General features: G+C 45.5%; 18 protein-coding genes. 4 read left to right on the forward strand and 14 right to left on the reverse strand.

Features of this window, described 5'->3' with window-relative positions; genetic code table 11:
* Positions 1-103 precede the first annotated feature (103 nt).
* The 4 genes from FFS28_RS13260 to FFS28_RS13275 all read left to right on the forward strand — a co-directional run bounded on the left by FFS28_RS13260 (position 104) and on the right by FFS28_RS13275 (position 3,904).
* On the forward strand, positions 104-1,066 hold the full coding sequence (locus FFS28_RS13260) for a hypothetical protein (protein WP_049288041.1): 963 nt from the start codon (positions 104-106) through the stop codon (positions 1,064-1,066).
* 190 nt (positions 1,067-1,256) lie between these two features.
* The gene (locus FFS28_RS13265) at positions 1,257-1,652 is read left to right on the forward strand and encodes a hypothetical protein (RefSeq protein WP_137849769.1); all 396 of its coding nucleotides are present in this window, start codon (positions 1,257-1,259) and stop codon (positions 1,650-1,652) included.
* Positions 1,653-1,662: 10 nt separating this feature from the next.
* Positions 1,663-2,934: a relaxase/mobilization nuclease domain-containing protein gene (locus FFS28_RS13270; RefSeq protein ID WP_137849770.1), complete on the forward strand. Its 1,272-nt coding sequence runs from the start codon at positions 1,663-1,665 to the stop codon at positions 2,932-2,934.
* Between the two features lie 304 nt (positions 2,935-3,238).
* Entirely contained in the window at positions 3,239-3,904 is a 666-nt protein-coding gene (locus FFS28_RS13275) for a hypothetical protein (RefSeq protein ID WP_137849771.1), read from the forward strand.
* A 58-nt stretch (positions 3,905-3,962) separates the two neighbouring features.
* Here the strand turns inward: FFS28_RS13275 and FFS28_RS13280 are convergent, their stop codons facing one another.
* From FFS28_RS13280 to FFS28_RS13345, 14 genes are all read right to left on the reverse strand, one after another.
* Positions 3,963-4,376 (reverse strand): hypothetical protein, encoded by a 414-nt coding sequence (locus tag FFS28_RS13280; protein WP_137849772.1) that lies wholly within the window; start codon positions 4,374-4,376, stop codon positions 3,963-3,965.
* A 97-nt stretch (positions 4,377-4,473) separates the two neighbouring features.
* Positions 4,474-4,872 carry a hypothetical protein gene (locus FFS28_RS13285; protein WP_134900905.1) on the reverse strand — a complete coding sequence of 133 codons (399 nt, stop codon included), beginning with the start codon at positions 4,870-4,872 and terminating at the stop codon, positions 4,474-4,476.
* Entirely contained in the window at positions 4,873-6,504 is a 1,632-nt protein-coding gene (locus FFS28_RS13290) for a DNA-binding protein (protein WP_137849773.1), read from the reverse strand.
* Complete coding sequence (locus FFS28_RS13295; protein WP_137849774.1) at positions 6,501-7,814, reverse strand: tyrosine-type recombinase/integrase; 1,314 nt, start codon at positions 7,812-7,814, stop codon at positions 6,501-6,503. Before FFS28_RS13295 ends, FFS28_RS13290 begins: the two co-directional genes overlap by 4 nt.
* A 1-nt stretch (position 7,815) precedes the next feature.
* Positions 7,816-9,021, reverse strand: a complete 1,206-nt coding sequence (locus FFS28_RS13300) for a site-specific integrase (RefSeq protein WP_137849775.1) — start codon at positions 9,019-9,021, stop codon at positions 7,816-7,818.
* 380 nt (positions 9,022-9,401) lie between these two features.
* Positions 9,402-9,608, reverse strand: coding sequence for a helix-turn-helix transcriptional regulator (locus FFS28_RS13305; protein ID WP_010616890.1), 207 nt, complete (start codon positions 9,606-9,608; stop codon positions 9,402-9,404).
* 100 nt (positions 9,609-9,708) lie between these two features.
* Positions 9,709-10,560, reverse strand: coding sequence for a DUF6387 family protein (locus FFS28_RS13310; protein ID WP_137849776.1), 852 nt, complete (start codon positions 10,558-10,560; stop codon positions 9,709-9,711).
* An 807-nt stretch (positions 10,561-11,367) separates the two neighbouring features.
* On the reverse strand, positions 11,368-15,249 hold the full coding sequence (locus tag FFS28_RS13315) for an inverse autotransporter beta domain-containing protein (protein ID WP_137849777.1): 3,882 nt from the start codon (positions 15,247-15,249) through the stop codon (positions 11,368-11,370).
* A gap of 188 nt (positions 15,250-15,437) precedes the next feature.
* A complete protein-coding gene (locus tag FFS28_RS13320) occupies positions 15,438-16,355 on the reverse strand; it encodes a bifunctional helix-turn-helix transcriptional regulator/GNAT family N-acetyltransferase (RefSeq protein ID WP_137849778.1) in 918 nt (305 codons plus the stop codon).
* 170 nt (positions 16,356-16,525) lie between these two features.
* Positions 16,526-17,836: an amidase family protein gene (locus FFS28_RS13325; protein ID WP_137849924.1), complete on the reverse strand. Its 1,311-nt coding sequence runs from the start codon at positions 17,834-17,836 to the stop codon at positions 16,526-16,528.
* A 62-nt stretch (positions 17,837-17,898) separates the two neighbouring features.
* Entirely contained in the window at positions 17,899-19,194 is a 1,296-nt protein-coding gene (hisD, locus tag FFS28_RS13330; RefSeq protein WP_137849779.1) for a histidinol dehydrogenase, read from the reverse strand.
* Entirely contained in the window at positions 19,195-20,337 is a 1,143-nt protein-coding gene (locus FFS28_RS13335) for a nuclear transport factor 2 family protein (protein WP_137849780.1), read from the reverse strand.
* A gap of 161 nt (positions 20,338-20,498) precedes the next feature.
* Entirely contained in the window at positions 20,499-21,470 is a 972-nt protein-coding gene (locus FFS28_RS13340) for a nuclear transport factor 2 family protein (protein ID WP_058608452.1), read from the reverse strand.
* The gene (locus tag FFS28_RS13345; protein WP_006178073.1) at positions 21,467-22,537 is read right to left on the reverse strand and encodes a LacI family DNA-binding transcriptional regulator; all 1,071 of its coding nucleotides are present in this window, start codon (positions 22,535-22,537) and stop codon (positions 21,467-21,469) included. The genes FFS28_RS13340 and FFS28_RS13345 overlap by 4 nt, the downstream gene beginning before the upstream one ends.
* Positions 22,538-22,860: the final 323 nt, after the last annotated feature.

Raw genomic sequence — 22,860 nt, forward strand, 5'->3', positions numbered from 1 at the left:
CAGATATACTTATTCGATAGACAAACAATAACTACACATTTAAAATTGTAGTTTCTTTGATGATTAAAAATATTTTTAAGCATAAGTTAAAAAAGGGATTCAAATGCGCAATAAAAATTTATACCTTATTGAAGTTATGAGAAGGAAAATATATAACTTTGATGACTACCGAGAAGAATTTAACAACAGGAAAACGTTAATATCATTAGATAGCAATTGCTGCACAGACCTTCTATGCAAGTTCTGGTCAAGCAAATTCGCCAGATTGCATGGCTATGAGATGACAGCAAACTATGCCGCTTTGGAAGGAAATTCATCATCATTTGATGATGAAATAAAAAAATACATACATTACTCATATATAACCAAGGATCGACTGGTTAATTTTGGATATAAATTCCAGCGTCATGAATTTACGAAAAGCTTTTTAGATGCCTTTAATCATCCATCGAAGGATATCCATAATAGTGGAATTCAATTTCTAAAAAAAATATATGAAATGAAAGATGCCAACTTGAGAAAAATCATTGAACTCTTCCTAAGTTTTGGTCCCATTTCAAAGCAACATTTGATCAATCCGTTTTTAGTTCACACTGCATTATTTTATGCTTACAGAAACAAAAGAGACATAAATAACACTCCTGCTACATTTTTAAAACAACAGCAGTATGATAGTGCAGAACAAAAGAAAAAACTTAAAATCGCATATAACGTTTACATGGATTGTTATATTATTTTTCACACTTTGCACCTTCCATCTGAAATAAAAGAGGCGATTATAACTATGTTAGGTAGGGCAGAGCCTTACATAGCTGTCCCTTTGGCAACTTTTGATAAAGGAATGATGTTATTCGCAAAGGCCTTTTTTATCATTTACGAAGTGTTTAATAATAACTTTAACAATATTAAAAATGATCCTAAACCTAATTTCAAAAAAGATGAAATCCTGAATAAACTTTCGCAGGAAGATATAGAAGTTATACGAAAAGAATGTTATCCCGATGCTGACGATAACTGCATCAAAGAAATAGTATATGAATTATTAGTTAATAGATTAATATTCTGATTTTTAGAGCAAGGGCTAACTCATCGAAGCGCTACGCTGCTTCTTCGAGTTCCCCTTGTTTTTTTCGCCCTTCGGTTAAAAAAAATTAAAAGCAAAATCAACACACTGCATTGACATTATTCGCATCTATCATATAAATAAATTAAGCATAAGGAGTATGCTTAATTTATTTATATGAAAAGGAGTTCATATGGTCGAAAATAATACTTTTAATAAGATCGTTGTGAGTAAACATTCCCGTAATGGAAGCGTTAACGAAGCGAAGCTCTCACACAATCAGCTTCGTTCTCATTGCGTCAGTGTCAGATTAAATGATGAAGAGCTAACGCTTCTCAATGAGAAACGTGGCAGTCATCGTAAAGGCGAGTGGCTTCGCTTATCTTTACTTAATAAACTTCCTGCTGTCGTTCCAGCTATCAATATTGAAGCCTGGAAAACCCTTGGTGAGATTTCGCAGAAGCTGAACAAGCTTGTGGCTCACCTTGATAGCAAGAGCTATGAAAGCTCTCTGACGCAAACTGAACTCTTCGCCGTAAAGCGTCATGTCTCAGAGCTTCGCTTGCATTTAATTACCGCTGGCCTGTAAAGGTCTGCCAATGAAGGGAATGCAAAAAATCCGCAGGGGTAAGAGCTTCGCTGGTGTAGTGCTTTACGCATTAAAACCAGCTTCTCATCATAAAAAAGATCCGATAGTGATTGGCGGGAACATGGATGGAAGCGATGTCGGAGAGTTGATTGCAGAATTCAATGCGACTAAAGCGCTTCGTCCAGAAGTCATTAAAGCGGTATGGCACAATTCGCTTCGTTTGCCGAAGAACGAAGCGTTAACAAATTCAGAATGGGCAATCATCGCTGATGACTACATGAAGCGTATGGGCTTCTCTGAAACGCATCTCAGATGCTACGTCCTACATGACGACGAAGATGGCCAGCACATCCATATCATCGCCAGCAGAGTGTCTCTTGATGCCGGAAAGCTCTACCTCGGCAGGAATGAGAACCTGGCAAGCACGAGAATAATTCAGCAACTTGAAAGAGATTACAATCTGACAAGAACCAAAGGATCGAAAGCATCTCCAGCAGCGCCCTCACCTAAACCGAAGCTCAAAAAATCCCGTAATGAACTGATGATGGAGAAAAGGACTGGTGAGCTATGCCCGAAAACCATCATCCAAAACGCTCTGGAAGTACTCCTTGCCGATAAACCGTCAACCACTGAGTTTGTGCATCAGCTTGTCGCACAAAACATCAGAGCAATCCCGAACATCGCTTCTACTGGACGCATGAACGGCTTCTCATTCGAATACGACGGGATTGCTTTCAAAGCATCTCAGCTTGGCAAAGGCTATTCCTGGACGGCTTTACAGGACAAACTCGATTATCAGCCGGAACGCGATAATGCTTTCCTGTTTAAACTGAAATCCTCTGTCAGAGAAACATCTGTTAGTGCAACTCATGATATGGCCATAACTACAGATGCTCCTGAAATCATGACAGAATATGCTAACCGCCCCATAGAAGCACTTATCCTCGATAAACGAGCTGCTGGTCAGGACGAATACTCTATCGCTTCTGTCGAAGCGCTTCTCCCAGAAGCTGTTGCAACTAACAAAGAAGCGATAGCAACCGAAACGTTAAAAGTAGCGCCCAAGCGAAGCTATAGGGCTTCAACGTTCAGATGGTTAGAGACCATCCCCTATTTCAATACCATTATTACCATCTTCAAAAACCTCAAAATCCCAACCCTTAAACGCCCTCAAAAACACAAAACCATCACTAGCGTGAGAATGGTAGAGATTACGCCTCTCCCCCAAAAAAATCTCATTGAATCAGCACCTCAATCCAGAAGAGCTTCGCTTTCGATGTAAGGCTGGCAAGCCTTTTTGATAGATACAGGTCAATAAATTGATCGTTTATACCGATCGATATTCTTTTGTTGATAGCCTACATCTATCATTAATCTTTAATCGATCGGTACAAGTGATTTGCCTTTCCTGTAAACCCAGTCAAAATGTGATTTCACACCAAAGAATATAACAGACTGATTTAACTAGCCTATTTACGTATTCAACTAACATGCAGGTTTTGAAATGGCAGATACCATCTCATCTGTAGTCCCTGATTTCTTCATACATCGAATATGAATTTAACATCTAACACAAAGGAACTTGTATGAGCATCTCCACCACGAAACGCCGCAATGAAGAAGTCAATGTTGGTCTTTCTGATCGCCGGAAAGCAGAGATTACAGCCTCAAAGTTTGATCTGTTTGGTGAAACTTACACGTTTGTTAAGACTTTCTCTGGCACTATCATTAATTCCAACCCAAGCAATAATCAGATCTGGGTAAAAACCGACGCTGGGGATGAGAAGCAGATTTCCGACTATGGTATCCCCTTCAGAAGTTCACACACTATTTATAAATACGAGCTTCGCCAGTATAGTGAGGATGGTTCGTATAATGTGTATAAAGATGCACTTATCGTTAATAAGAACACGGGAGCACATGAAGTAAACTTAAACAGGAAAAAAGTTGTCATCCCCGCTTTTCTGACAATGCTGTTCCATAATGCTTCTACAGCATCGTATTACAGAGCAATGCCTGTTTCGAAACTATTCTCTATTGTTTTCATTTTACTTTGTGCTGCTGCACTTATTTCATTTCTCACATTGCCTTGGGGCTTTAAAGATGGATATGTGTGGGATGAGCACAAGTATATGTGGCTCACATATTTCCTATCAAGGATCGGAAGCTTCGTTTGTATCAAATGGATTAAAAGAAGAAGCGCTAGATTTGATCATGAAATCAGAAATCTTATCGATTTAGTAAAAAAATAAAAAAATATAAGCAACAAAGAGTTAGCCCGTAGATTCCTACTACGGGCTTTTAAAATAATTACAATCCATATTTTCTTTTCTTCTCTTTGATGGATAACGATCTTTTTAGGGTCGAAGCATCATATTTCCTTTTCTCATTAGCATAGACTTTCTCTGTTCGGCTACCATTACTGACTATAAAGTTAATCAATGAAGAGCATACATGCTTCATACGCTCTTTATTGATCAAATCATCATCCAGTTTATTTATATGACTATAATATGAAAGTAGCAGAAAGGTTAAAACAACCTCCCTGTTGGAGAAGGTCATTTTTTCGATACCACCTTGGTATTTGATATAAAATCCTGCACAAAAAAGATATGATTGTTCTATAATTCGTTGCTCCGAGAAACCTGATTCAGCGAGTTTATCAACGAATCGATCAAGCAGAAGTAGATACCTTTCCATTAAGTTAATATTTGTTTTATCCATAATATGCATCCTTGCAATAGTGAAATTTTGTCGTCCTGACAAGAAAATAAATAACATAATATTTTACCATGTCAATAGCTAAAACCTATCAATTCTATTAAAGGTATTTTGCAGGTAACGGATTATTAAGTTCTTCAATCGTTATTTGTTTAAGGTGAGCATTATAAAGCCATACTTTGAACTGTTCTAAATAGCGTTCATTTAATGCCTTCAAAGCTTCATTTTCTGCTTCAAGTCTTCTAATTCGTTGAGAAGCCACTTTTAAATTAGCAGGTTTTACAGTGTGTATTTCACCAGATTTGATAGTGGCTTTTTTCACACTGAAGCTTTCTGCAATCCTTACATGACTACTTAAGGATTGTCTTGATGGTCTTTTCCCAATAATCCTTACTAACCTGTCGCACAAAGCATCCCAGGTTAGTTTTTCATCTATAGACCATGTGTTAATAACATCAACAATCTTCTTCTCATGATAACCATTTATATGCTTAGCCATTTATTCTCCTTTTTTTATTCTCTTATGGAATTCATACCATCTATCAGCATTTATGTTCCCATCATTTTTATCATACAGTGTTCTTTTTAAAATTTTATCGTGAATGTTTGAAATCGTTTCGTTATCTAAACCAGAATTCTCAATCGGATAATGTTCACACGGCTTAAACGCATATGAGTGCTTGCAGTAGCCATATTTTGATACAAGTAATGCACCACTACTAAGTGAATCAAACTCATTAAGATCCACCACTGGAATATCCTTTATTCTGTGCTTATTAATACACACTGATAACTTTTGCTCTCTTATTACTTTAGACATTTGAAGATGCGATCTGTGGTCATAAGAAACATTTTGAGAAATAAGCTTACGTCCAGACCAGCGAGCAATACTAAATTCATCCATACCATTTATTTGAGCAAATGTGTTGAGAAGATGCCTCAGTTGATGTGTTCTTAGCAAATATGGGCTACCATCTTCATTTATATAACCATGTCTTTTAAAAACATTAAAATACCCTTTTATATAATCAGAATCAACGATATCAGTTTTAAAAAAATTCGTTGTAGGTCTGAATAATTTATCTGACATTTCCTTTTTATTTTGATTTAACTGTCCTTCAGTTAACAAGCAAAGCGCATTAGAATATTTGATTTTCTTCTCTCTATCATACCAAAAGAGATCAGGAGGTATATTTTCTTTAAGGGTTCCCTTCGTTGAATTAGAGTAATTCTTTTGAATTTCAGCAGCCAATAACCTCGCTTGACTTGATAATTCTTTTAATCTGCTAATAGCCTTTTTAGCTACAGGTATCATTAAAGTTGGAATCCATTTTATATTGCCTTCATACCCTTTTGCTGAAAAAAATCTTAAACCGTATCTTTGAATGCCCTTTCTATCACATTCTGTGATTTCACAATCCGCTGGCAAAGCTAAAATTTCCGATATCCTACTCGGTGCACACATAAGTAAAGCAAGCACAGATGTAGTAAATATATCTCTTGACGATAATTGTTCATCCCGCTTTGAAAAAATCTCAGCAATCGCAATAACTGATTTGATATCAGGCAATCTAGAATGGCCTTCCAGTGAAGAATCATAACCAGTCCAAGACTGAGTAATCCTATACCTAATTGGATTTACCCAAAATAAATAAAATGAGTTAGTCATCCTATTATCATTTAAAAATGAACTCAATTTCTCAAGTTCTTTCCCAATAGCAAATGCATGTGCTTTAGAATACTTTTCAGAGGCTATCCTTATGCATTCATCAAAGATTGAATTGTTGCAATAGTTTACATTAGCTTCCATATTGATTTTAAGTAAAACGAATTCGACAATCTTCAACATTGATAATGTTGAGTGTTTCGTCTTAGATTTATTGAATGAATGCACATGCAACATATATGCTTTAGCAAAATTAATAAAGCTAACATCTAAGCACTCCCTGCTGTTTAGGTTGTTTTTTGAGTTAAACTTAGTAAACCTATATAAACCTTTCCATTTATTGCTTTCCCATGAAGTTGTTAAATTATTATTAGAAATAGTACTCTTACAAAACTCGATAAACTTAATAACATTATCGTGAGGGTTGTTTTTATTGCTTGGTTCAAAAATAAATATATTGTTCATAATGCTCTCCAGGGATTGAATTTTTTACACGTTAAACATTTCAAATCCTCTTTCGTATCTTCCAATAAGAAAAATGCATCTGAAACATACTTGATAAAAAAGTTCTTGTTTTCTTCAATCTCTATGCCCATAAGTATATTAGATAAGGGGTTAAAAAACGCACTTAGTCTCTTATCGATGTCATAAACGTTGTCAGGATTATTTTTTATATATATCATAGAAGAGCTTACTGATTTATGATCTAACGCTTTAGCAATCACCTCAATTGAGGCTCCTTCATTAGCCAGTCGACTTCCTAACGTATATCTGAATCTTCTAGCATTAAGTTCTATATAGCTGTTAGTCCTTTCTGACCTAACATCGAATTTTGACGGAAAGTGTTTTAATAGTTTTGACATAACTGAATTTTTCATATGGAAAAAATCTGTTGTTAAATCATATAAAAAATCCTCAATCCTTTTTGTTTCCGTAATCTTATCTAAATTCATGAAGATTGGTAATTCGCCTCTATAGTTACTAATCCCAACACTGAATTTATCTTCAACAAACGCCTGATTTTGATTAATTAGCATTGATAAGCTGTCATATAAGAACGGTTCTATCATAACCATGTTAAATTCTTTTCTGAAACATTTTCTTTGTTTTACTTTTGGTACATTCAAAAAGCACCCTCTCTCATTTTTAATGAGATCTTTAGCTTTTAGAGATATTAATTGTAATGGCCTTCTTCCTGTTATTGCCAGCAAAAGGATATAACAATACAAAAAGCATTGAATTTTCTTCTCATGATAAAATTTTCCAACGGCGTTAATGATGTTATTGAATTCCGTTTCAGTTAAAGGTCCTTTATTTGGATCTCGTCTTTTAACTGCATCTCCTGTTTGGTTTGGAATGATTTTTATTTTCTCCAGCATTCTAATGGCAGTCGCTTCTACCCCAGGGTAATTGAGATTTTTCCATTTAATGATGAAAGCCTTAATTAAGTTTAGTTTGTAGTTTCTTTCTGAACCTAAATAAACATTCAATTGATATATTGCTTTGTCATCAATAGTATCGATGGTTATTGCACCAAACCACTTATAAAATAGAGTGTTAATATTTTGTATATAAAAAGAACTATATTCAGACGCATAGTAAGCTAATGTTTTTAAGTAGCTAAGTTTCATTTTTGTAGGCATTATATCTACAACTTTATGAGGGTATACGCAGTTTTCTTTATCAAGTTGCCATTTCTTATCTGACAGTTTGAAACTATATCTATTCATCTTAGCAAAAAAAATTTGCTCACTTTCAATACATTTGATTTCCACATTAAACCCCACTAATTATTTTACTTACTGATTTATAGACCTTTAGGACGACATCCTTCTCTTGTTGGGATATATATTTAAAATTGTATCTATCACACATGATTGACTCCTTTGACCAACCCATTAGATAATTCCTTAAATCTTTCCTTCTACTATATTCTAATTCAGCGCCTTCTATTCCTTTAGAATACATATAATTCCAAGAGTGCCTTAACCTATGACCTGAAAGATTATATAGCTTTGGACTTGCTCGTTTCAGTGTTGATATCACCTTCTCATAAGCTGAAATGCTTAAGGGTTCTCCTGCGTTTTTTCCGGTGCAATGAGCCACCAATAAGAAATTATGCTTTTTCCTTTTTGTCATTTTTTCCCTGCTATTGCTTATGTAATCAAAAATTTCACTGGCTAACTCATCAGATAACGGAATAACCCTTTCTCCAGTCTTTACTAATGGTTGATAAGATCTTCCATCTTCTTTTGAATCATGTCTTCTGACTACACTTAAAGTGTTGTCTCTGAGATCAAAATCATCTATTTTAAGATTGAGCAACTCTCCAGCCCTTAAACCTAAATTTAAGAGCAAGGTAAATATTAGTCTGTTCCTGACCTGTACTTCCTTATGGAAAGGGTTTTCAATCCCGCCAATTTCCAATAGACGGAAAAGCACATTGATCTCTTCTTCGTTTAACGATTTTTCAGATATTTCATTCATATTCAATGAACTGTTTCTTGGAATATGTGCTCTGATACTTTCAATAAATACTTCTACTTCATACTTTGCATGAATACCCTTTGACGAATGAACTAATCCACATAACCACTTAAGGTAGCGTGAAAAAACGTGTACTCTATAACTAAAGGTTCTCTTCGCAATAAAATTATTACTTGCTGATTTTATATTTATAATTCTTTGTCTATCGAATCTTTGTTTCGCATATCTTACCAGATCATCTATTTCTGCAACACTGAGATACTTTTTAAGCTCAATTCTCTCAACTATATTAATTTTCCTACTATCTAAAAAATTACTAAAAATTAGTAAGTTAGTTGCAACTATTTCCATAGTTGAGGCGGTTGCGCCTCTATTTCTTATGTCTGTAGTAAGAAATAGATTTTGATAGTAAGCTGGTAAATTACTATTTTTATCAAGGATCAGGCATCCTCGCTCCCCATTACTCATGATGAATTTCTTTACTTTATATCCCATTTTGACCTCATTCTTTACAAATTAATATCACTCTCACTTATTAAATATATTCCAATTCAAAATAATTCAAATTTTTTACAATGACTTTAGTTTATTTGGTATATATATTAATGGCTTGAAAAAATTTATTTGACGTCAAATAAACAGGTACGGCTAGTTACCAGTATCCATACCCGATATTAAGAAAACCATCTCTAAACCTTATAGCAAAAGCTCTGCCAGAAAAAAGGTAAAGAATTACGTTAAATATAGTAATTTTTTAGATTGAAACTTTACAAAACCTCGTTTTTTTTGAAACTCAGTCAGTCAACTTATAAGGTATCTAAATTTATTTCCTTAACATTATTAAAAGTTAAAAGATCGATGTAGCAACATTCCTCTTAAGCAACATGCTTTCTTGAATTCTCGATAGTTAATTGAATCCACTCTTCCACTTCACTTTCAATGAAAGCAACTGCACGAGATCCAATTTTTACTGGTGATGGGAAACATCCTTTGCTGATTAGGTGATAGATCCAGGCTTTACCATAACCGGTTCGATTGAGAACCTCTGGTAAACGAATAAGGCGGGTATTGTGCTGATTCATAGTCGCTTCCTCTTGTGTCGTTTTGATGGAAATGACTATACGAATGAATCAGCAAGAAAGAGACAGAAGCTGAGAACGCCAGAGCTAATAGAGGTTAGCCTTAGTCAGAATCTGAGATTTTCATCACCTCTGAAACTCTGATCTTTTTCAAATGGCTGTTCTTGTTGATGAACAGATGAAACTGGCGAATAAAAGGTATACTCGCCGCCTTCAAAGCAAGTGGTTTGTCCGTATCCCTGATTTGGTGGTTCAGGCGAGTGTTGATCTCATCATCGTCATCTGTATACAACAGGCGGGAAAGGCGGTCTTCTGATATACGTACTTTATGCAATTTTGACCATACCAGGATGTCAATCATAGGAATGAGTCTGTAATTGATGATTTTCTTGATGGTGCCATAGCCAAACCTGATCGAATCAGATGTATCGGCTTCGATGCCCCGTACTTTACGCCATTGAGGTAGCGCAGCTTTGAGTGATTCAGCGATCTCTTCATCTGTCCCGTTTGCAAGATCGATTTCGACCATGACAGTATCCCTGAACAACTTGGGGAGAGCTTCTGAAACAGGGCTATCGAGGAGTTCACGGTTAACCGAGTACTCATCCCCTCCCTCCCAGAAGAAAAGTGAATTTCGCAGCCCCACAATACTGAGTTGCGCCAGTCTTTCAGTTGTTGTCAGATAGAAGTGAGGTGGCTGGTAAAGGGTATCTTCTCTTGTGAGGTATCCAAGATGTTGTTCTGTAATAAGAAACGGTTTTCCGATGAAAATCCGCTCAATGTAAAGTCTGACCGCTTTTGCTTCAAATTCTTCATGATATGGTTTGAAGAACAATGTCCTTGCCAGCAATTCATGGTAGAGGTGTATAAGCGGAAGCTCTTCGAATCCTCGATATGTATCTATATCCAGCCACTTCTTCACCTCTCTCGTATGCTCAACTGACCAGTTTTTCATAACAATCTCCAACAGGCGGAAGACTTAATGTATGTAGCTAACGTAATCGACATGTTAAAGGAAGACCAATGAAATGAGTTCAGATGACATCAGGAAGTTGAACCAAGAGGTTTGATATTTTTTGATACAGTTTGCCAACGGACTATTTTCAGGGGTTCATGCCGTTACGATTTAAGGTTCCTTTATAGAACCAAAGATAAAGTCAGAAACAACAGTTATCTAGAAAATTCAATCAAATAGATATCTGGTTACAGGGACGCCAGCCCAAAATTCTCCATCGGTGATTTTCAGAGTCATCCGATGAAGTCCTAAGAGCCCGCATGGCACAAGCCCTGCGGGCTTTTTTGTGCCTGCATTTTGTCCCGCGAAGTCTGATGCCAACTCATTAAATCCGAACCTGTTAGGTTCCTCTTTAAGCATTATTGTTGTTGAGATGCCATAATCGATGAAAACCCAGCAATGGCAAGACATATTTCTATCGATCAAGAAAATCGAATCTGCTCAACTCAAGGAAGCAGACTACGTCGGACGTACCCGGCAGAGACACTGTATTTTTATCGCTTCAGAAGCCTGAGTGAGGCGCAGGAAATTACAGCGTGCTGTAACAGCCTCACGAATAGTCATGTACTGTGAGTAGCACTACACATCGAGTTGAGAGGGAAAATGTTTTCCCCAGTCACCACATTCAGGATGAAAAAACACAGGGGATTTTCCCCTGTGTTTTATCTTTAACTCAGCGCTGTGTCTTTTCCCCCATATTCGCGACGTACCTGTACCCGCGCTGATGAGAATGCCACTGCCTGACGGTTAATTTACAGCCGAACAGTTAATGCTCTGGCTGTAACTTAGCCAGTCAATCACGCACTGGTTATTACCCTTTTCTAGATAGTTAAACTTCACGCTGAATTTATTGGTCGCCAGTATAGATTCAACAGTGGGAACCCAGGTGCCATATTCTCCCGCTACTGCATACTGGGTTCCATTTTTCCAGGGCTGACTGAACCAGTTATCGGTCACGGTAATAGGCCCCCTCGATGGCTGACCACGCACGCCAATTGAGGATCGATTGCTGGTACCGTAGCGGCCATAGTCAAACCAGTTTTGCGTGACCTCCATAAACGCGCCGGCCCCTTCAGACTGATATTTATGCATGTCAAACTGATGATAAGCGCCGCGCCCGCCACCATTTAATACCAAATTGTGATGCGCCGCATATCCTTCTCCAGCCTTGCCGCTTCCGGCAATCGAATGTCTGTTGCTGTTAAAAAGATTGCATGCAACTTCCGCCGTGGCATTACCGTTTTGAACAACAACGCCATAACCGAGTTCAGATTTAATATTGTCATGGATATAGCTGTGATGTACCCGCACATTTGTCGATTTTTTCACACTCACGGCTGCCCATGGCCATCCCCAGAGCTCCATATTATCCACCTCAACATTATGGCTGCCTTCCACCGTCTGGATACCAATAGTGGTATTTTTAGTCAGCGTACCTTTATAGGGTCCCTCATAGCGAATGCCAGACATTCGCGTATTGCTGTCCATAACGATAATCGGGAACTGATTATTTTGTTCGCTCAAATAGGGAATGCTGAGACGAGCACCCTCGCTACCGTCAGAACCGCGGTCGCTGAAAATAGTCGTTCCGCTTTTTATAAAGAGTGCATTTTTCGTGACCGGTAATTCAATTTCAACATCGCCCGGAATATAGATATAGGGCGTTCCGGCATCAACCAGCGCCTTAAGCGTCGTATAATCGGTCGCTTCCTGATAATCCACACTCTCTTTATCAATCTGGTTCGCATAACCCTCGCCCCCACCCACAACAGAGCACTGGCCGCTCGCATCCTGAAGCCGGGTGGTAACAACGATGTTCAAATCCAGCGGTGAGGATACCCGGCCTCTCTTATCGACGGCCCGTATCGTTACTGGATATCGGTTTTCCCCGCCCACGACAAAGCCCGGCAGGGTCAGCTTAAAGCTTCCCTCTTTCTCCGTAATGGTGCCGCCGGCGGATTTGAAGGCGGAAGCGTCAATCTCGTAATTCGCCACACCGTACAGACTCTGAACCTCTGGCGTCACCTCGGTTGTACTGCCCTCAAAGCCCGTGACGGCCGTATCCGCGGTGATGACGAACGGGGCCTGACTGACGGCGATATTTATCTTCGTCGGTTCACTGATATTGCCGTGCGCGTCTTTTCCGGTAACCGTGATGCTGTAGTGGTTGCTTCCCGTTGCCTGCCATGCGGGCATGACAAAATGATAGTCAGGGAGTGTGCCGGTAATTTTACCGCCTGCGGCAAGGAAATCCTCCGCGCTGAACTGGACGTCACTTACGGTAGTTCCTTCTGACACCACGTTCAGGGTGGCATCCACCGCCTCCTGCTCGGTTCCTGTCAGCGTGCCGGGCGCCGAAACGGCAATGCTGACAGGCTGCACCTCTAACGTCAGGGTGACCGGTGTCGACGAACGGCCAGACTTATCCCATGCGACAGCGCGCACAGAATAACGGTTGGTCCCCTCTTTTTTCCATAAAGGCAGGGTGAACCGCCAGGCATTCGTGCCGTCCTGCGTGATTTTCCCGCCAGCGCTGAAAAATGCCTCACCCTGCCACTCGATGCGATCGATGCCGGACTGGGCGCTGGCCTGCGGCGTAACGACAAGTTCCTCACCTGATTTACCCGTCAGATTTTCATCAAGAACAAGGTTAACGGTCGCTGAAGCTACTGAAACAGTGGCGGTTACCGGCGCGGAACGGTGATTCTGATCGTCACCTGCGGTAAGGGTAATGGCATACTGGTTGGAACCCGCGTCCGACCACGCAGGCAGTGCCAGCCAGACTTTTTCTTTTTCCACGCTGACTTTACCCCCACGGGCAATAAACTCGGGCGCCTCCCAGTCGAGCCGGGTCACGGGAGTTCTTGCATCAATCGTCAGCGGCAGCGCAATACGCTCCCCCTCATTACCCGCTACCTCTGGCGGAACGGTGAGCACAATAGAGCGAGGCTCAACCACGATTCGGGCTGAAGCGGTGTTAGAAATGTTCCCCTCGCTGTCACTCACCGTCACTTCAATGGGATAACTGTTTTCACCGCCAGCCTTATAAGGAGGCAGAACGGCACTATAGTTCAGGCTCAGGCTATCTGCTTTTGCAGCACGCGTCTGGATAAATTTGCCCCCGGCAGCAAGAAATTCAGGCGCCTTCCAGTCAACTTTGCCAATGGCGCCGGTAGTGCGAACATTGAGGCCGATCGCCAGCGTTTGTCCCTCTTCGCCCTTCAGATCGCCCGCAAGCGAGATGTTGACATCCATCGGCAGAACATCCACCTCGACGCGGAACGGCGCTGAAAGATTGCCTTTTTCATCAATGGCGCGTCCTTCCAGCTGGTAATGATTACTTCCGTTTGTTTGCCATTCGGGCAGAGCCATAACGTAGGCGCCGTTTACATAGGTGATATCACCACCGGCGGCGAAGAACGCCTCGCCCTGCCAGCCAATCCCGGTCACGGCATAGCGCGAAGAAATGTCCAGGTTTAGCGCGAGCTGGCTGCTTTCAACGCCCGAAACCTTGTGATGCGGAGCCACGTTAAACAGGCGATCCTTTTTATATTCCAGAACAATAACGTTGTTTCTGTCCACCAGGTCATAGCGGGAGCCCGCCAGCGTGCGGTTAAAACGAACGCGGTCCGGGTCAAGCTGCGTTTTGAGCGGCAAGCCAAACTGCCAGGAGAAGTTCAGCCCTACGGAAAATTCGTCGCCCCCGCCACGCGTGTTAACCGTTTTTTGCAGTGAAATGCCCGCCAGGGGTACAGGTGTGTAATTCAGGCCAAGGGTCAGTACCTGAGGATCTTTCTGAAGATCATCCGGGCCAAAAATGCCGACCCGATCGCCATAATATCGCGCCCAGGTGATTTTTCCGCCTAACTGCGGCAAACGAGGAAGCCAGGCCTCTGTCCGGATATCAAAGCCATTAGCGACGCGTTCGTGATAGTCCGTGAGATCGCGCGAGCGTTTCCAGTCGCTGAGCCGGTAATAGCCATTAGCAGAAACACGAAAGAAATCGCGCGCATACTCAAGACCTGTGCCAAGGCGCTTATGCTGGCGACTGACGTCGTAATCGTAAAACATATTGGCGCCGAACATGGCGGTGTCAGAAGGCCAGAATCGATAACCCATACCGAGATTCGCCATGGTCCTGTCGTCTATCCGTCTTATTCCCGTCTGGGAAAAAAACAGATGGCTGCGGTTTTCATAAAGGGGCAGTAAAAAATCAAATTCACTGCCTTCAAGATGTGCGCTACTTAAATTCAGCTTCACTCTTGCTGTACCAAAAGAAGAAAGACTTTGCTGTACGGCTGAACTGAAGAGTCCGGAGGCCATGCTTCCCCCTACGGCGCTGATGCGTTGGGCGGAAGCGTCCTGCCCTAATACCTGTGCGAGTTTTGCGCCTGCACCCGCTCTTGTCCGTGCGAGAGTTTCTTCACGGCTATTTTGCCCTTCATGTAACGCGCGATATATACTTTCTCTGGCATTCATGGTTTGTTCATTTATATTGACTTCACTTCCGGTAGCCAGTCCGGGCTGCATAAAAAGTACAATATAAAGTCCATGTTTACGTTTAAGAGAAGGTAGACAGCTGACCACCATATTGATAATTGCTCCATAATTTAAATAGTCGCTCTCCATAAATGAGATGAAAATTCATCTTCACTGGCGACGGTATTGCCATGTAAAACGCAGTTAATCTGACTGTAGTTATATGTTGTTCATACCCTTAAGGCGTCACTACACGTACTGGTACCAAATTAAGGAAACAGGTACCAGATGGTATTCATCTTTGGTTTATACAAAAAAGAAATACAAAAAGATGATTGCTACATTTTTTTCAACATGTATATGTCACAGCTGTCATGGCCGGTATTGCCAAGTCGTGCAATATGTTTGAATCCAAAAGCTTCGTAGAGACGCACGGCATGCTTCAGCTCTTTAAGAGTTTCAAGATAACAGGCGTGGTATCCCATGACTGAAGCCTGAGAAAGAATAAAAGCGATCATTCGTCTGCCCAGTCCCATTCCTTGTACTTCGCTTTTGAAAAATAACTTCTGCATTTCGCAAATGCCAGTTTCTCCGTCCAGTGACGCGAGTCCCGCTCCCCCGACAATCATTCCATTTGCTTCAGCAACCCAATATCCGGAACCGGGATGCTTATAGGCTTCACTTAAGGAATCGAGTTCTGGATCATGGAGACTTACGCCCTCAAGATGATCGATTTTATTCTCACGAAAGCTATTACGGATAATATCTGCGATTGCGGCGTTATCTTGTGGCTCCAGACGCCTGATAACGATATTTGATTCACGCTGGCGACGTGCATTACGCAAACTACCTGAAAAGTGCAGTAAGGATTTACGTAAAACCTGAATTTCTTCCTCAGATGATGATGCGAGAGCGTCCACAACAAACCTGTCGGCGTTTTCTTCAAGCTTAGACAGGAGTTGCTTTCCGGAGTCGCTTAATCTGTACAGAGAGGCTCTGCCATCCTGGGCGTCATTTTCTTTAAGCAGGTATCCCTCATCACTAAGATTCTTTAGTGTGCGGCTCATACTTGCTTTCTCAACGCAAAGCTTCGAGGCGAGATCGGTACACCCCTCAGGACGATTGCTGAGTTCAATCAATATATGACTCTGGAGAGGGGATAACTCGGTTCCACTTGCTTTACGGCTGAGCATACCCAGTTCTCTGACCATTTCTCGCAATGTTGCGCGGAAAGAACGAATTTCTGACTGTTCCATAGTCCAGGACCTTCAATGATGTGAAGGCGTATGATACATAACATAGTTAACGGTGTTAACTATGTTGTCCGTTTTTCCAAAATTCTCGATCGGTGATGATCAGAATTATCCGAAGACCTCCTGAAGACTGCACGGCACAAGCCCTACGAAATGTGTGCACCTTAACCCTTTCACCACTTCCCACCCAACGCCCGCTCACAACCCCGCGCCAGCGCCAACAACCCCGTCTCCTCCGCCTGCACCGATAAAATCTCCATGCCCACTGGCAGCCCACTGCGGCTCACGCCACAGGGCAAGGTTATTGCAGGCAGACCGCTTATCGCGGACAACTCAGGCGCGCAGCCGGGCGGCATTTTCGCCATGCTGTCCGGCAACCGCTGTACCGTGGGATACACAAATCCATCCAGCCGCAGCTCCTCCGCTACATGGCACAGGTTCTGGCGCAGCTGGCGCTGAAAACGCCGCCCCGCCAGCCAGAGCGGGGTTTTGAGCGTGTTATACGTCAGCATCTGCCTGAGAAAGGGTGCAAACTCAGGCAAAAATGCGCCGGAGTCGACAATGTGCTTCAGCCCGGCAGGTGCAACAGGCTGTTTTGTCAGCCAGTGATCGATCGCCACGCGAAATTCAGACAGGCTCAGGCACGTCGCCTGTCTGACTTCATCCATAAAAGGTAATGCTATCTCAACCAGCGTCGCCCCTGCCCGACTCAACGCATGCAGCGCCGGGTTCCAGACCGCCAACTGCACGTCATCGCTTCCCTGCAACGCGGTTATCACGCCGAAGCGCACACCTTTCAGCGAACGTGGCGGCAGCGGAATCGGCGGCAGACCGTGGATGATGGCGTGCAACATGGCCGCATCTTCCACGCTGTGAACCATGGGCCCAACGGTATCTTTACTGGGAGAGAGCGGTGCCACACCGTCCAGCTGCGCGCGGCGATAGGCTGGGCGCAGCCCCACCAGCCCGGTATAGCTACAGGGAATACGAATGGAGCCGCCGGTGTCAGTTCCCAGCGCACCATCTGCCATGCCAGCGGCCACCGCGGCGGCGCATCCTCCGCTGGAACCGCCGGCGGTCACCGACGGGAGAAGCGGGTTTGCCACATCGCCGCCCAGCGAGCTTCGGGACCGCACGTCAAATGCAAACTCGGACATATTGGCCCTGGCGAGAATAATGGCGCCGGCCCGGCGCAAACGCTGTATCACCCGCGCGTCTGAGGTCGCCCTGAGCGAGGCCAGCGCCCGGCAGCCAAGGGTAATAGGCAACGGCGCGCAGGCAATATTATCCTTGATAATCAACGGCACCCCGTGCAAAGGCCCGATACGCTCTCCGCGATGACGCTGCTGCTGGCACCGCTCCGCCAGTAGCATGACGTCGGGGTTAACGCCGAGGATGGCGTTTAGCGCAGGTTGCTGTTTTATTGCCTCAAGCCGTCGGGCGATTTCATCCGGGCAATCCTCCGGTGGTATCAGGCGCATCATGGTCATGCGTGAGAATTCCTGTGCTAAAAGCCGGGCGCATGTCGCCCGGCGCTGTCTTTGATTTAATCCCGCATGCCTGAGGTGATTGCGTCGATGTCCTGCGCACGCAATCGGATCTCCGCCGCCCGCCGGTGCCCCTGCATCCCTTCAGTGCGGATCTGGCGGATCGCCGGTTCCGCAATTGCCGGGATGCCCTGCTCATCAATCCACTGATGGGTGCAGATTTTGACATACGCCCCCACCCACAAGCCGCCGGTATAGCGCGCCGCCGCCATGGTTGGCAACGTGTGGTTGGTCCCGCAGCATTTATCGGAGAACACCACGCTGGCGTTCTGCCCAATAAACAGCGAGCCGTAGTTGCGGATCTTCGCCGCCGTGGCGTGCGGATCGCGGGTATGCACCTGCAGATGTTCCGTCGCCATATGGTCAGCAAAAGCGATGAGTTGCGCTTCGTTTTCGCAAAGTACAATCTCCCCCTGTCGACGCCACGCCTCGCCTGCCGTTGCCGCCGTGGGCAGGCTGGCCAACTGGCGCTCAACCTCAGCCAGCGTACGCTCGGCAATCTCCCGGCTGGTCGTCGCCAGCCCGACGCGGGTATGTACGTCATGCTCTGCCTGGGCCAGCATATCAGCGGCCAGAATACGCGGGTCGGCGCTGTCGTCCGCTATGGTGAAAATCTCGCTCGGCCCGGCGAGGGCATCAATGCCGACTTTGCCAAACACCTGACGTTTCGCCTCGTTAACAAAGGCGTTGCCTGGCCCCACGATTTTATCCACCGACGGTATGCTGTCCGTCCCCCAGGCCATGGCCGCAATCGCCTGCGCGCCGCCAACTTTGAAGATGCGATGCGCGCCCGCCAGATGGCACACCGCGATCATCGCCGGATGCGCGCCCGGCGGCAGACAGGCAATGATCTGTTCGCAGCCCGCCACCGTCGCCGGAACAATCGACATTACCGGCGCGGAGAGGATCGGATAGCGTCCTCCGGGGACGTAGCAGCCCACCGTCTGCACCGGGATGATCCGGTGCCCCAGGTGCACGCCCGGCAGGGTCTCGACCTCCAGCGGCTGCATGGTCGCCAGCTGCGCCTGGGCAAAACGGCGCACCTGACTGATGGCAAATTCACTGTCGCGACGCGTCTGGGCGTCCATACCGGCAAGTGCTTCGGCAATCTCCTGTTCACTCACTTCGAACTGGGCTGGCACAACCTTATCGAACTGCTGTGAATAGGCCCTTAGCGCCGCGTCACCTTCATCTTTTACCCGCGCAATAATTCCGCTGACCGTCTCCGTCAGCGAACGATCGGCCTGTGCATCCTGCCCCTGCGGATGCTTGATCCAGATTACGTCATTCAACATTTACGCATCCTCCATCTGGCCAAGTTTGATTTGCGCCAGCAGCGCCAGGTGATCGTAAACCACCCACTCATCAACAATTTTCCCGTTGAGGATGTGGTAGTGCGACATCCCCATCACGAACAGTCGTTCTCCGGTCGGTTTACCCAGCTCGCCGTAACCCAGGTGATGCCCTTCGATAATCCAGCGAACCGCCACCTTCACGCCGCCCTCGTCACAAGGGTTGGAGCAGATATGCTGCGGCAGCCACGCGCCGTCAGGGATCATACCCACCAGCGCCAGCGTCTGGTGGGTCACCGCCGCCGTTCCGTACAGCTCTTTCATCAACGGGCCGTGCCACTGCACGTTCGGGGCATACACCTCTTTGATTTTGCCGAACATCCGGCGGTTGTAGATCTCATGCAGCCAGCGCAGGCACTGCTCTTCCGTATCGCTGTGCGCAAGAGAAACATCGCACGCGATCTCCGGCGGATATTGCCCCAGCATGCGGCCGTTTTCGCCGATATCCGTCACGCGGAAGCCTTTATCAAACTGCTCTTTGGCCATATTAAAGGCGACTTCATCGGTGTTCAGGCCAAGCTGTTTCATTAACGACATGTTGTCGCTGACCACCCACTCGCGATAAATTTTATTCTCGTGGATCATGCAATCCGCCACGGTCCGGGTAACAAATGTGCGGTTGGTCGGTTTGCCTAAATGGCTGTACTGGGTATGGCGCCCGCTTCCCGTGACCAGATGCGAGGTATAAAAACCGTCGACATCATTTCCGTTCCAGATAACCTGGGTTGCCATGCCGCGGCGTTCCGGGAAAGCAACCAGGCGCTGCAATGTATCCTGCACCACCTGTTCGCGGTTATATAACGTCCCCAGCGCGTTATAAAGCACGCAGTTATGGGTATAGTGGGAATAAATTAAGCCCACGTCTCGCTCATCCCATATTTTATGGGTGCAGCGAACAATATAATCGACGATATCGGTATAGCAGTCGTCAAAGCCTCTTAATGACTGCGCACGCGGGCGATTCTCCGGCACCAGATCGACAAAATCACGGCGCTCGACCTGTAATACGGACTCTTCTTTAAGCGCTTTCACACTGCTTTTTTCGGGTACGGCTGGTGCTTTATTTGTTGCTTCAGTGGAAGACATATAAACTCCTGCTCTATTTTCAGAAAATATACCCGTCATACTTCGCGTTGCAGATGCGTTGGCTACGCGAATTATTTAGGGTATAAGAACCCGCACCCGTAAGTGAGGGTGAATTAAAAATGATGAGTATTGGCAGCGGAAATAAGGAGGCTGCCGCCCCGTTAATTAAATATTTGCGACCAAATCGCTAATTCATCAATACCTAAATATTCACGGAAAATTAACCCATCGCGTAATTCAAGCTGGGTAATACCGGTGACTGAAACAGGTTTACGCGTCGGCGCGCCAAACTTGCCGTATCCGTCATGCCAGGTCAGCAGCGACCAGCGCAATGAAATGCGAACCGGCTCGTTGGGATCTTTACGCACAACCAGGTGGTGCAGTTGCGTTTCGCTGTCGGCAAACGAGGCGCGGTAGCCGGAAAGCTGTGCGCCGATCTCCTGTTCACCGGTACAGGTGCAATGGCCGGGCGCATAGAGCGTTGCCGCCGGGTGGTATAAACCGGGTACCACGCCGCTGTTGCCGCCCGCCCACATCGTCAGGTAGCGCTCCACCACGCCTGCAAGTACACCTTCCACATCATCGCCTTCTGGGCCTCCCGCCCAGCGCGCATCCAGCGTCTCGGCGGAAACAGACTCCAGCCCAAGCTGCTGACGCATGGTCGCCAGGTTAAAAGCAAACTCGCGGATATCCAGCCCCAATTGCGACACGATGGCGGCGCGATCCTGCAGCAGCCACTCCTGACGCACGGCTCCGTCGACGCAAATGCGATCGGCCCACGTACGTACCCAGACATTTTTGCCAGTTGGCGGACCAAAAAAGCCCTCCCCCTGATGCTGGATCCGCGCGACGGTGCGCTGAGCGGCATAGTACTCGTCACCCGGATTCTGGCTACAGAGGATGTCCTCGGTCAGCACGGTGCGCTGCGGAAAACTGTGCATCGCCTCAAGGGTGAGGCGCATAAACTGTGACAGCTCATGCAGCTGTTTTTCCGGGGTGGTAAATACCACTGGCGTGGCGTAAAAATCCGCCAGCTGACCAATGTCTTTTTGCTCCCATACCACGTGTGTCAGCGTCAAAATAAACTGCTGGATGGAGTCGAACTGTGGGCTGAAGCCCCGCAATCTGGTCATTTGAGCTCCTTAGTCTGGAACAGCGATAAGCCATCTTTTTCGATAACGCCACTGCGCGGGCGGCGGGCTGAGTGGCGTATAACCAGCGTACCGGGCACCGTAATCTGCTCAGGCTCTATGGTTTCGCTTTCAATTTGCTTCATTAATAACTCGACCGTGGCGTCCACCATTTCGCCCACCGGCTGTGATGCTGAGGTCAATGCATAGGAGGGCCAGCCTGAGGGGCCGATGTCGTCGTACCCGACAACGGACACCTCCTCGGGAATGCGCAAGCCAAACGCATAGCGCGCCACATCCATCACCGTCACGGCCATATGATCGTTGGCGACAAAGACCGCATCCGGCACAGGCGGTGCCGAAAACAGAGCATAGGCTGCCTGCGTGGTGTGCTGAACGTCGTAATTGCCATTCACCACCTGCACATCGGTGATGCCGTGCTCGTGCAAGGTGGAGATAAACCCGCGCTGACGGGCGATATTGACCGGGGAGTCAGGCACGCCGCCAACGTAGGCGAAACGCTTATGCTCCCCCGCCAGCAGAAACTCGGCTATCTGCCGTGACGCCGCCTCGTTATTGCTGTTGACGCTGGAGGCCATCCCACTCTCTTCGCTGCGGTTAAACAGCACCACCGGGATCCCGGCGGCGAGGCACTCCTCGGATAACTCCAGCGACAACGTGACCGATGCCAGCACGATACCGTCCACGCGGTACTGCATAATCTGGTCGAAAATGCGGTCGACGTTGCCTTCCCGGTCGCCGACAAACAGCAGCAGGTGATAGTTCAGCGTATCCAGCTTTTGTGCCAGCGCCTCCAGCACCTGCGAGTAAAAGGGGTTATCGAAGTAAGAGATCACCACCCCAATAATGCGCGAGCGGGCCGTGTTGAGCGACCGGGCTATCGCGTTTGGACGATAACCAAGCTCGCGCGCCGCTTTCAGCACTTTTTCACGTGTTGCCGGTGAAATGCTGGCCCCGGGCGTGAACGTTCGCGACACCGCGGATTGCGATACCCCCGCCAGCTGCGCGACCTGTTGAGATGTGACTGCTGCAAAAGTCTTACGTTTCATTACCCCGTTTTCCTTATCAACGACTTACTCACGTTCATTCTGTTCACGGACCGCGAAAAAGCCCCTTTTTTCACCTGTTCCGGACGCTTCAGCTGGTGGGTGTTTTTTATACTTACACCACCTTTGCATGCGTATGCAACACAAAAAAATAAAATTCTCACAACAAGATCGAGATCACTTTACAAACATGAAACCTTTTCGTAACTTCAAAGCTTGAATACGTATGCAAAGAGTTTTCATACCGTCAAAGGTACCGGAGAGAACAGGAGTCGCCCAAAGGATTGAACCGGTAAACGTCGTACTTGGCTGGTTGTAACCCATTA

Origin of the sequence: Enterobacter sp. 2VL, assembly GCF_005503595.1 — a bacterium.
Classification (GTDB): domain Bacteria; phylum Pseudomonadota; class Gammaproteobacteria; order Enterobacterales; family Enterobacteriaceae; genus Enterobacter; species Enterobacter cancerogenus.